Genomic DNA, 9,051 nt, shown 5'->3' with positions numbered 1-9,051 from the left:
AGAGCGGACCATGTGGTATTTCAGCTGGATTCTCGGCCTGGGCCTGGCCTGCGCCTTCGGCATCCTCAATGCGATGTGGTACGAGGTGCATGCGTCGGATGAAGCGCGGCAGCGCGAGGACACAAATCCGCCGGAACATTAAAGCTCGTCATCCCGGCGCAGGCCGGGATCCAGTGGCGTCATCGTTCGGTGGTCGCCGGAGACTCAAGAGCCGGGCTTTGGGGTGTGTTTGCTCTTATGGAACTTATCGCTACTGGATCCCGGCCTGCGCCGGGATGACGAGCTAACGTTCCGCGAGCATCGCTTCAATCGCCTCCGCTTCCTTCGGCACCGCGGCGGTAAGCACTTCGTTGCCGTCGCGGGTCACCGCCACGTCGTCCTCGATGCGGATGCCGATGCCGCGCCAGCGCTCGTGCACCGAGCGCTCGCCGGGCGGCACGTAGAGGCCCGGCTCCACCGTCACCACCATGCCCGGCTCCAGGATGCGCGGCTCGCCGTCGATGCGGTAATCGCCCACGTCGTGCACGTCCAGGCCCAGCCAGTGGCCGGTCTTGGCGGGGAAGAAACGCTTGTAGCTGCCTTCGGCGATGGCGGTTTCGGCGTCGCCCTGCAGCAGGCCCAGCGAACACAGGCCTTCGGCGAGCAGATACACGGCCGCCTCGTGCGCGGCGCTGAACGGGCGGCCGGGCCGCACCTCGTCGATGGCGGCCTGCTGCGCGGCCAGTACCACCTCGTAAAGCGCGCGCTGTTCGCGGCTGTAGCGGCCGTTGACGGGGAAGCTGCGGCTGATGTCCGAGGCGTAGCAGTCCAGTTCCGCGCCGGCGTCGATCAGCAGCAGGTCGCCGTCGCGCAGCGGCGCGCGGTTGGCCTGGTAGTGCATGACGCAGGCGTTGGCGCCGGAGGCCACGATCGGCGGGAAGGCCGGCACCGCGCCGCGGCTGCGCATGGTGCGCACCAGCTCGGCTTCCACTTCGTATTCGTGCCGGCCCGGCTGCGCCATGCGCATGGCCGAAAGATGCGCCTCGGCGGCAATGGCGGCGGAGCTGCGCATCAGGCGCAGTTCGGCGCGCGACTTGTACAGGCGCAGGTCGTGCAGCAGATGGCCCAGCGCCACGAATTCCTTCGGCACCACGCCGCCGCCGCGCAGCTGGCGCAGGCGGCGCATCCAGCCGAGCAGGCGGGCGTCGAATTCCGGCTCGCGGCCGAAGTGGCAATACACGCGGCCGCGGCCTTCGATCATGCCGGGCAGGATGTCGTCGATGTCGTCGATCGGGAAGGCGTCGTCCATGCCGTGCTCGGACACGGCGCGCTCGGTGCCGATCGATTCGCCGTGCCAGCGCTCGCGCTCGTCGTCGCGCTCGCGGCAGAACAGCACCGCCTCGCCGTGCAGGCGGCCGGGCAGCAGGGCCAGCACGGCGTCCGGCTCGGGGAAGCCCGAGAGGTAATGCAGGTCGGAGTCCTGGCGGTAGGGCCAGGCGGCGTCGGCGTTGCGGATGCGTTCGGGCGCGGCGGCGACCAGCAGCACCGCGTCCTCGCCGGCCATCTTCATCAGCTGCCGGCGGCGGCGGGCGTATTCGTCCTGCGCGATGCTCAATGCACGGTGTCGCTGTTGGGCTTGTTGCGGCCGCCCACGCATTCGGCGTGCAGCAGCATGGCGGCGACGCGCACGAATTCGTGCAGTTCGATCAGCGCGTCCTCGTCGTCGCGGCTGTCGCCGAATTCGAATTCGGAAGCGGCGATGGTGTTCAGGTCGCGCAGGATCTCCTGCGCTTCGTCGGACAGCTTGCCGAACTTCTCCGGCCCGGCCAGGCCGAAGCCGCCGAGGAAGCCGCGGCACCAGTCGCCCAGCGAGTCGGCGCGTTCTTCCAGCGGGCGGTCGTCGGCGGGGAGCAGCGGCTCGAAGCCCAGTTCCGGGTCGGCCAGTTCCTGTTCGCTCTGGCGCACCAGCTGTTCGAGCAGGGCGCGGTCGTTGGCCGAGGGGCTGACCTGTTCGCCGCCATCGAGCTGCAACACGGCCAGCAGCGCATCCTTGCCGACGCGGCCGCCGCCGCTGAGATAGCCGCAGAGCGAACCGTGCAGTTCGCTGGCGTCGACGGCCAGTTTCAGGCGCGCCGCGACGCCGTCCAGTTCCTCGTGACCGATCAGCTCGGCAGGCGCCATGGAAGTACTCCTTCGGGGTCAAGACGGCAGTTTAATGCAGCCTCCGGAAATGCGCCGGGAGTGGCAGCTGACACGGCCGGGCCTCCTGCTATAGTTCCGCGCATGAGCACCGCCCCGTTCAACGATCCGGTCAAGCAGGAACTTGCCGCGCTAGGCGAGCAGGTCGACCGCCTGCTGGACGCGGTGCGCCGCCTGGCCGAGGAAAACCGCAGCCTGCGCCACAGCCAGGAACAGCTGGCCAGCGAGCGAGCCGGCCTGATGGCCCGCAACGAGCAGGCGCGCAGTCGCGTCGAAGCGATGATCCAGCGCCTCAAGGCACTTGAGAACAACGGCTGAGCACCCAGATGACGAACTCCAGTGAACCCGTCGCGCTGCGGCTGATCGATCGCGAATTCCTGATCGCCTGCGCGCCGGAGGAACGGGAGGGCCTGCTGGAATCGGCCGCCTACCTGGACCGCAAGATGCGCGAGCTGCGCGCCAACGCCAAGACCCCGGGCTTCGACCGCCTGGCCGTGCTGGCGGCGATCAGCATCACCCACGAGTTCCTGGCCCTGCGCAAAACCCATAGCGGAGCTGACCAGAGCGTGGGCGATACACTTGCCGCGATGCGGCGCAAGCTTGAAGCGGCCCTCGACGGGCAACTAAAATAGTCCTCGGCGTTTACTGCGGTGTGCGCCAGCACACTCTTACATTTGCCTTGTTCCTAAATACGGCCCCGGGTCGGCTTTTCATCGGCTGTTGTGCATGTCCGCTGCGTGCGGAAAGCCTTGAGGCCATGTAGCCCTCCCACCTGATCCATCGTGGATCAAGGTCGTTTGGTGGGCAGCGGCACCGCGGTGGACGCCACCTTTTTACCGCTACGGCCGAGCTTGTTCCGACATCGGCCGGGCCCGCGGAAACCGCCCGCAGCGCTTGCGCTGCGGGCGTTCTCTTGAGGAGACCTCGACGTGGACGCCACCGCCCAGCGCCGCGAGCTACGCCAACGGCTGGCCGAACGCCGCCGGGAGCTCTCCCCGCCCCAGCGCATGGCCGCCGCCCAGGGGCTGCGCCGCAGCCTGGAGCAGCTGCCCGAATACCACACCGACGTCCGCGTGGCCGGCTACTGGGCCACCAACGGCGAGCTGCCGCTGAACCTGGCGATCCCGCCCCTGGCCACGCGCGGCCAGCAGTTCATGCTGCCGGTGATCGGCCCCGGCAAGCGCCTGCGCTTCGCGCCGTGGAGCGCCGGCCAGGACGTGCAGCCGAACCGCTACGGCATTCCCGAACCCGTGGACCCCGCCGAGCTGTTCGAGCCCTTCCAGCTCGATCTGGTGCTGCTGCCCCTGCTCGCCTTCGACCGGCTCGGCAACCGCCTGGGCTACGGCGGCGGCTATTACGACCGCGGCTTCGCCTTCCTCAAGGACCAGGCGCGCCCCACCGAACCGCTGCTGGTCGGCATCGGCTACGCCTTCCAGGAACTGCCCGCGATCGAGCCGGCCGCCTGGGACGTGCAGCTGGACTACATCGCGACCGAGCAGGAACTGATCGATTGCCACGCCGACGCGGCCGGCAACGGAGACGCCCACGCATGAACCACTGGCTGATGAAGTCCGAGCCGGACGCCTTTTCCATCGACGACCTCAAGCGCAAGGGCAAGGAGGCCTGGGACGGCGTGCGCAACTACCAGGCGCGCAATTACATGCGCGACGGCATGCGCAAGGGCGACAAGGTGTTCTTCTACCACTCCAACTGCGCCGAGCCGGGCATCGTCGGCGTGGCCGAAGTGGTGACCGAGGCCTATCCGGACCCGACCCAGTTCGACCCCAAGAGCAACTACTTCGACCCCGGCAGTTCGCGCGACAACCCGCGCTGGATGCTGGTCGAGGTGAAGTTCGTGAAGAAGCTCAAGCGCACCATCTCGCTGAAGGAACTGCAGGCCGACCCGGCCCTGGCGGAGATGCCGCTGGTGCGCAAGGGCAACCGCCTGTCGGTGATGCCGGTGGCCGCCGCCGAGTGGCGCCACATCCTCACGCTCGAATAATTCCCTACTGTCCGGACTGCATCATGAGCAACGAAAAACGCCTGGCGGGCGAAGCCGCCATCCGCTACGTCGAGGAAGGCGGCATCGTCGGCGTCGGCACCGGCTCCACCGTGGCGTTCTTCATCGACGCGCTGGCGGACCTGAAGGACCGCATCCAGGGCGCGGTGTCCAGCTCCGAGCAGTCGACCGCGCAGCTCAAGCGCCTCGGCATCCCGGTGCTCGACCTCAACGCCACCGGCCCGCTGTCGATCTACGTCGACGGCGCCGACGAATGCGACCCCTACAAGCGCCTGATCAAGGGCGGCGGCGCCGCGCTGACGCGCGAGAAGATCATCGCCGCGGCCAGCGCGAAGTTCGTGTGCATCATCGATTCCAGCAAGCGCGTGGAACTGCTGGGCAAGTTCCCGCTGCCGATCGAGGTGATCCCGATGGCGCGCAGCCTGGTCGGCCGCGAGATCGTCAAGCGCGGCGGCAACCCGGTGTGGCGCGACGGCGTGGTCACCGACAACGGCAACTGGGTGATCGACGTGCACGGCTGGCAGATCGCCGACCCGGTGGCGCTGGAGAAAGAGCTCAACCAGATTCCCGGCATCGTCACCGTGGGCCTGTTCGCGCAGCGCGCGGCGGACGTGGTGCTGATCGGCGACCGCGAGATGTAAGCCGCTCGGCGAACCGCGTCCGCAAGCGCGGACGCGGTTGCGCCTTTCAGTGGATCGCCGCCTTGCTGATGGCCACGTGCGCGGCGAATGCGCCGGATACGGCGTCGCCGGCCTTGGCGTTGTCGAGCAAGGCACCGTAGACCGCATTCAATTCGCTCTGCAGCTGTTTTTTCGCGGCAGCGGTGAGCGCACCGTTCTTGGTTGGACCGCCCATCGGCACGATCACATCCCACAGCGCGGGATTGCGCAGCGCCGCCAGTGCGGCGACACCGTATTTCTCCACCAGCCCTTCCAGGGTCAGGGCCTGCCTCTTCTGCGTAGCCATCGTCGCCTCCTTTCGCGCCCAATGCGCGGTGCGGGCAGGGAAGCTACATCCGGCGTGCCGGCCTCGCAGCTAGCCAGGGGCGATAGGGCTTATTGCCGGGCGTGGCTGCTGGATATGTGCGTCAGCGCACGGCGCGGGCGAGGAATTCGGAGGCGCAATACGCGGTTGCCCGCTCCGTCTACTTCAGGGTCTTGGCCCCGCCGCGCAGCGCGAACGGCGCCAGCGTGGCGGCATTCTTGACGAAGACATCCTCGAAGTTGCGGCCACCCTTGACGTGCTCCAGCGCGCCGCTCACCTTGCTGCTGTCGGCACCGCCGCCGCCGTGCAATTCCCTGCCGCGCTCGGCAAGCATCAGCGTGCCCATCTTGTGCACCCACTTGAGGCCCTTGGCGGTGAGTCCGGCGTTGTCGAACGATTCCTGGGCCTTGTCGTTATGCCCGGCAATCAGGTGCTGCAGGCCTTGGGTGACGCGGGAGCGGCGGTCGGCCGCTTTGATCTTGCTGTCGAAGTAGGTCTTGCCCTTGGCTTTGCCATTGCTCTGCAAGCGCTTGTCGAGCTTGGGGGCGAGATCCGGATAGTCGTAGACCTTGCTGGTGCGGCTATTGGACACCGCGGCGATGTCATTGGCGACGTGCAGCGAATGGACGTCGGACGCGCCCTCGCGGTAGACGACCTGGCGATTGACCGGCTTTACCTTCTTGCGGACCGCGGTGATGTTCTTGTTCCCGCGAACCTGCTGCGACATCTTCAAGATGGCGGGCAGCTCGGTATCGAGTTTGGCGAAATCGAGCCTGGTCAGTTTCGTTACGGCTGCCTTGGTTCGCGGACCGGGAATGCCCACGCCGCCATGCATGTTGATGGTGGGCTGCCGGTTGCCCAAGTCGATCGCCGCGCGATAGGCCGCCTCCGGCATTTTCTCGAGGCGCCGCGTCGAACGGCGCAGATCCGGCGCCTTGTGCGCATCGATCAGCTTCTTGGGAGGAATGACCTTGTGCTTCTTGTCGGTCGCACTCTTGCCGGCCGCGCTCTTTCGCGGCTGCGTCTTGACCTTGCCCATGACTCACCCCCTGACAGGACTGGAGCAGGCTGTGCCTGGGCAGGCGGGCTGTCAAGGGTATGGGCGCGCAAAAAGGTTACCTGGACTTCCGGGCGTGCTCCGCAGACCAAAAATGAAAAACCCGCCACGAGGGCGGGTTCTTCATTTTTGGCTGGGAGACTAGGATTGCGAGCCCCATCCATGGGGCTCGCCCCTCCGCGCTACGCGCTCCGGGGCCAGCGCTGCGCGCTGTCCAAATTCGTTCCCGACGAATTTGTCGAACGTGGTTCGCCTCCTGTGCTCCGCAGACCAAAAATGAAAAACCCGCCACAAGGGCGGGTTCTTCATTTTTGGCTGGGAGACTAGGATTGCGAGCCCCATCCATGGGGCTCGCCCCTCCGCGCTACGCGCTCCGGGGCCAGCGCTGCGCGCTGTCCAAATTCGTTCCTGACGAATTTGTCGAACGTGGTTCGCCTCCTGTGCTCCGCAGATCAAAAATGAAAAACCCGCCACGAGGGCGGGTTCTTCATTTTTGGCTGGGAGACTAGGATTCGAACCTAGATAAACGGAGTCAGAGTCCGTTGTCCTACCGTTAGACGATCTCCCAACATTCTGCCGATGCGGCGCGCTCTGACCTGCATGCGCTGCATCGTTGAAACGAAACCCCCGAAGGGAATTAGCGCTTCGAGAACTGGGTAGCGCGACGTGCCTTGTGCAGACCGACCTTCTTACGCTCGACCTCACGGGCGTCGCGGGTCACGAAGCCGGCCTTGCGCAGCTGGGTCTTCAGGCTTTCGTCGTACTCGATCAGCGCGCGGGCGATGCCCAGGCGGATCGCACCGGCCTGGCCGGTGATGCCGCCGCCGGCGACGGTGACGAGCACGTCGAACTTGTCGGTGGCTTCGATCAGTTCGAGCGGCTGGCGCACGATCATGCGCGAGGTCTCGCGACCGAAGAACTGATCAAGCGGCTTGCCGTTGACGACAATGTCGCCCTTGCCCTTGCGCAGGAACACGCGGGCGGCGGAGGTCTTGCGGCGGCCGGTGCCGTAATTCTGCTGGATCGCCATGTTGGTTCCTTAGATTTCCAGCGCCTGCGGCTGCTGTGCGGTATGCGGATGCTCGGCGCCGCCGTAGACCTTGAGCTTGCGGTACATGGCGCGGCCCAGCGGGTTCTTCGGCAGCATGCCCTTCACGGCGATCTCGATGACGCGCTCGGGGTGGCTGGCCAGCATGTCCTTCAGACTGGTGGTCTTCAGGTTGCCGACGTAGCCGGTGAAGCGGTGGTACATCTTGTCGTCCAGCTTGGCGCCGGTGACGTGCACCTTCTCGGCGTTGATCACGACGATGTAGTCGCCGGTATCGACGTGCGGGGTGAACTCCGGCTTGTGCTTGCCGCGCAGGCGACGAGCGATCTCGGTCGAGAGACGACCGAGCGTCTTGTCAGTCGCGTCGATCACGAACCAATCGCGCTTGACGCTTTCCGGCTTGGCGCTGAACGTTTTCATTTCGGAATACCTAGTCTGCCGCCACATGGGCGGTTGGCATAATCGGCGGTGCAAAGGCGCGAGATGATAGCGGAGCTTGCATCGATCGCGCAAGCCCACCGTCGGCGGGCTGCGAGCTGGCAATAATAGCATGATGAACCGGTCCGAAGAAAAGCCCCCTACACGCATTGCCGCACTGGCCGACCAGTGCGTGCAGTGCGGCCTGTGCCTGCCCGTCTGCCCCACGTATGCGCTGGATCGCAATGAGGCCGAGTCGCCGCGCGGGCGCATCGCCATCGCCGCCGCGCTCGCCCGCGGCCAGGCGGAATCCACCGAGGAGCTGCGCGAGCACCTGGATCACTGCCTGGGCTGCATGGGCTGCGAGAAGGTCTGCCCGGCCAACGTCCGCTATGGCGAATTGCTGGTGGAGACGCGGGCGTTGCTGGGGCCGGCCCCGGGGCGGCCGGAGCGGGAAATCGGACTTATCCGTCAGCCAATGCGTTGGCGGCGCCTGCGGCAGGTCCTCGGCGGAGTGGGCTTCGCCGGCTGGAAATCGCTGGTGGCGAAAAGCCTGCCCGAGAAGTCCGCGCTGCGCAGCGCCCTGGCGCTGTGGCCGCGCACCCCGCTGCCGGCGCCCTATATCCCGCAGCCCGCGTCCGATGCTCCCCCGGATGCCGACACCATCGCCCTCTTTCCCGGCTGCATCGCCAGCGTCGAGGACGCCGACGCGCAGCGCGCCGCACTCACGCTGCTGCGCGCCGCCGGCTATCGCATCGTCGAGCTTCCCGCCTTCTGCTGCGGCGCCATGGATCTGCACGGCGGCGACACGGCCAACGCCAAGCGTGCGGCCGCGCAGGTCGACGCCGCCTGGCGGAGCGCGAAGGCGGCCCACCTGGTGACGATTACTCCTGGCTGCATCGGCACGCTGCGCCACGCCCTGCCCGGCGTGCGCGTGGCCGATCCCGTGGCACTGCTGGCAGCACGCGCCGAACGCCTGTCGTTCCGCCCGCTGCAGGCGCGCGTCGCCGTCCATCTGCCCTGCACGCAGACCAATGTCGCCCGCAGCGACGATGCGCTGCTGCGGCTGCTGCGCCGCGTGCCCGGACTCGACGTCGCCCCGCTGCCCAAGCCCCCGCACTGCTGCGGCGCCGCCGGCACGCACATGCTGGAATTCCCCGAACGCGCCGCCCGCCTGCGCGAAGACGCCCTGCGGCAGGTCGCCGCGTTGGCGCCGCAGCGGCTGTTGTCGTCCAATATCGGCTGTCGCCTGCATCTCGCCGCAGGCATGCAGGACGCGCGGCAGTGGCCGCACCAGCACCCGCTGGTCCTGCTGGCGCAGCAGCTGGAAACTTAGAGATGGAGGCC

The 9,051-nt window shown here is 67.1% G+C and carries 13 protein-coding genes, 1 tRNA gene and 1 other RNA gene; 8 read left to right on the top strand and 7 right to left on the bottom strand.

Going from position 1 to position 9,051, the window contains the following annotated elements; genetic code table 11:
* Positions 1-10: 10 nt before the first annotated feature.
* A complete protein-coding gene (gene cydX, locus ISN75_RS02730; RefSeq protein WP_167252593.1) occupies positions 11-142 on the top strand; it encodes a cytochrome bd-I oxidase subunit CydX in 132 nt (43 codons plus the stop codon).
* 141 nt (positions 143-283) lie between these two features.
* Here cydX and ISN75_RS02725 read toward each other — a convergent pair whose 3' ends face one another.
* Both ISN75_RS02725 and ISN75_RS02720 read right to left on the bottom strand, forming a co-directional pair.
* Positions 284-1,636 carry an aminopeptidase P N-terminal domain-containing protein gene (locus ISN75_RS02725; protein WP_343819479.1) on the bottom strand — a complete coding sequence of 451 codons (1,353 nt, stop codon included), beginning with the start codon at positions 1,634-1,636 and terminating at the stop codon, positions 284-286.
* Positions 1,591-2,160 carry a UPF0149 family protein gene (locus tag ISN75_RS02720; RefSeq protein ID WP_167252595.1) on the bottom strand — a complete coding sequence of 190 codons (570 nt, stop codon included), beginning with the start codon at positions 2,158-2,160 and terminating at the stop codon, positions 1,591-1,593. Before ISN75_RS02720 ends, ISN75_RS02725 begins: the two co-directional genes overlap by 46 nt.
* Before the next feature lie 102 nt (positions 2,161-2,262).
* On the opposite strand from ISN75_RS02720, the gene ISN75_RS02715 reads away from it, so the two are divergent.
* The 6 genes from ISN75_RS02715 (at position 2,263) to rpiA (ending at position 4,839) form a co-directional block, all read left to right on the top strand.
* A complete protein-coding gene (locus ISN75_RS02715; RefSeq protein WP_167252596.1) occupies positions 2,263-2,496 on the top strand; it encodes a TIGR02449 family protein in 234 nt (77 codons plus the stop codon).
* Positions 2,497-2,504: 8 nt separating this feature from the next.
* Complete coding sequence (locus ISN75_RS02710; RefSeq protein ID WP_167252597.1) at positions 2,505-2,810, top strand: cell division protein ZapA; 306 nt, start codon at positions 2,505-2,507, stop codon at positions 2,808-2,810.
* 7 nt (positions 2,811-2,817) lie between these two features.
* A non-coding RNA gene (gene ssrS, locus ISN75_RS02705) (6S RNA) lies at positions 2,818-3,004 on the top strand.
* 103 nt (positions 3,005-3,107) lie between these two features.
* Positions 3,108-3,731, top strand: a complete 624-nt coding sequence (locus ISN75_RS02700; RefSeq protein ID WP_168647996.1) for a 5-formyltetrahydrofolate cyclo-ligase — start codon at positions 3,108-3,110, stop codon at positions 3,729-3,731.
* Entirely contained in the window at positions 3,728-4,180 is a 453-nt protein-coding gene (locus ISN75_RS02695) for an EVE domain-containing protein (RefSeq protein WP_167252599.1), read from the top strand. The genes ISN75_RS02700 and ISN75_RS02695 overlap by 4 nt, the downstream gene beginning before the upstream one ends.
* A gap of 23 nt (positions 4,181-4,203) precedes the next feature.
* Positions 4,204-4,839 (top strand): ribose-5-phosphate isomerase RpiA, encoded by a 636-nt coding sequence (gene rpiA, locus ISN75_RS02690; protein ID WP_167252600.1) that lies wholly within the window; start codon positions 4,204-4,206, stop codon positions 4,837-4,839.
* A 46-nt stretch (positions 4,840-4,885) separates the two neighbouring features.
* On the opposite strand, the gene ISN75_RS02685 is transcribed toward rpiA, so the two are convergent.
* The 5 genes from ISN75_RS02685 to rplM form a co-directional block, all read right to left on the bottom strand.
* Positions 4,886-5,164: a hypothetical protein gene (locus ISN75_RS02685; RefSeq protein ID WP_167252601.1), complete on the bottom strand. Its 279-nt coding sequence runs from the start codon at positions 5,162-5,164 to the stop codon at positions 4,886-4,888.
* Positions 5,165-5,342: 178 nt separating this feature from the next.
* A complete protein-coding gene (locus ISN75_RS02680; RefSeq protein ID WP_167252602.1) occupies positions 5,343-6,221 on the bottom strand; it encodes a hypothetical protein in 879 nt (292 codons plus the stop codon).
* Positions 6,222-6,733: 512 nt separating this feature from the next.
* Positions 6,734-6,807: transfer RNA gene (locus ISN75_RS02675), tRNA-Gln, on the bottom strand.
* Between the two features lie 69 nt (positions 6,808-6,876).
* Complete coding sequence (rpsI, locus tag ISN75_RS02670; RefSeq protein ID WP_167252603.1) at positions 6,877-7,269, bottom strand: 30S ribosomal protein S9; 393 nt, start codon at positions 7,267-7,269, stop codon at positions 6,877-6,879.
* A 9-nt stretch (positions 7,270-7,278) separates the two neighbouring features.
* Positions 7,279-7,707 (bottom strand): 50S ribosomal protein L13, encoded by a 429-nt coding sequence (gene rplM / locus ISN75_RS02665; protein ID WP_167252604.1) that lies wholly within the window; start codon positions 7,705-7,707, stop codon positions 7,279-7,281.
* A gap of 130 nt (positions 7,708-7,837) precedes the next feature.
* Between rplM and ISN75_RS02660 the strand changes: the two genes are divergently transcribed.
* Positions 7,838-9,040: a (Fe-S)-binding protein gene (locus ISN75_RS02660; protein WP_343819482.1), complete on the top strand. Its 1,203-nt coding sequence runs from the start codon at positions 7,838-7,840 to the stop codon at positions 9,038-9,040.
* The last annotated feature ends 11 nt before the right edge of the window (positions 9,041-9,051 follow it).

It is taken from the genome of Dyella marensis, from assembly GCF_049532885.1.
GTDB lineage: Bacteria > Pseudomonadota > Gammaproteobacteria > Xanthomonadales > Rhodanobacteraceae > Dyella_D > Dyella_D marensis.
The sequence above is the reverse complement of the archived record's forward strand: the minus strand, read 5'-3'. Positions and strand labels throughout refer to the sequence as shown.

Bases quoted from the DNA above. Each gene is read 5' to 3' on its own strand.
- cydX (WP_167252593.1), top strand. From the start codon at position 11: ATGTGGTATTTCAGCTGGATTCTCGGCCTGGGCCTGGCCTGCGCCTTC.
- ISN75_RS02725 (WP_343819479.1), bottom strand. From the start codon at position 1,636: ATGCGTGGGCGGCCGCAACAAGCCCAACAGCGACACCGTGCATTGAGC.
- ISN75_RS02720 (WP_167252595.1), bottom strand. From the start codon at position 2,160: ATGGCGCCTGCCGAGCTGATCGGTCACGAGGAACTGGACGGCGTCGCG.
- ISN75_RS02715 (WP_167252596.1), top strand. From the start codon at position 2,263: ATGAGCACCGCCCCGTTCAACGATCCGGTCAAGCAGGAACTTGCCGCG.
- ISN75_RS02710 (WP_167252597.1), top strand. From the start codon at position 2,505: ATGACGAACTCCAGTGAACCCGTCGCGCTGCGGCTGATCGATCGCGAA.
- ISN75_RS02695 (WP_167252599.1), top strand. From the start codon at position 3,728: ATGAACCACTGGCTGATGAAGTCCGAGCCGGACGCCTTTTCCATCGAC.
- rpiA (WP_167252600.1), top strand. From the start codon at position 4,204: ATGAGCAACGAAAAACGCCTGGCGGGCGAAGCCGCCATCCGCTACGTC.
- ISN75_RS02685 (WP_167252601.1), bottom strand. From the start codon at position 5,164: ATGGCTACGCAGAAGAGGCAGGCCCTGACCCTGGAAGGGCTGGTGGAG.
- ISN75_RS02680 (WP_167252602.1), bottom strand. From the start codon at position 6,221: ATGGGCAAGGTCAAGACGCAGCCGCGAAAGAGCGCGGCCGGCAAGAGT.
- rpsI (WP_167252603.1), bottom strand. From the start codon at position 7,269: ATGGCGATCCAGCAGAATTACGGCACCGGCCGCCGCAAGACCTCCGCC.
- rplM (WP_167252604.1), bottom strand. From the start codon at position 7,707: ATGAAAACGTTCAGCGCCAAGCCGGAAAGCGTCAAGCGCGATTGGTTC.
- ISN75_RS02660 (WP_343819482.1), top strand. From the start codon at position 7,838: ATGATGAACCGGTCCGAAGAAAAGCCCCCTACACGCATTGCCGCACTG.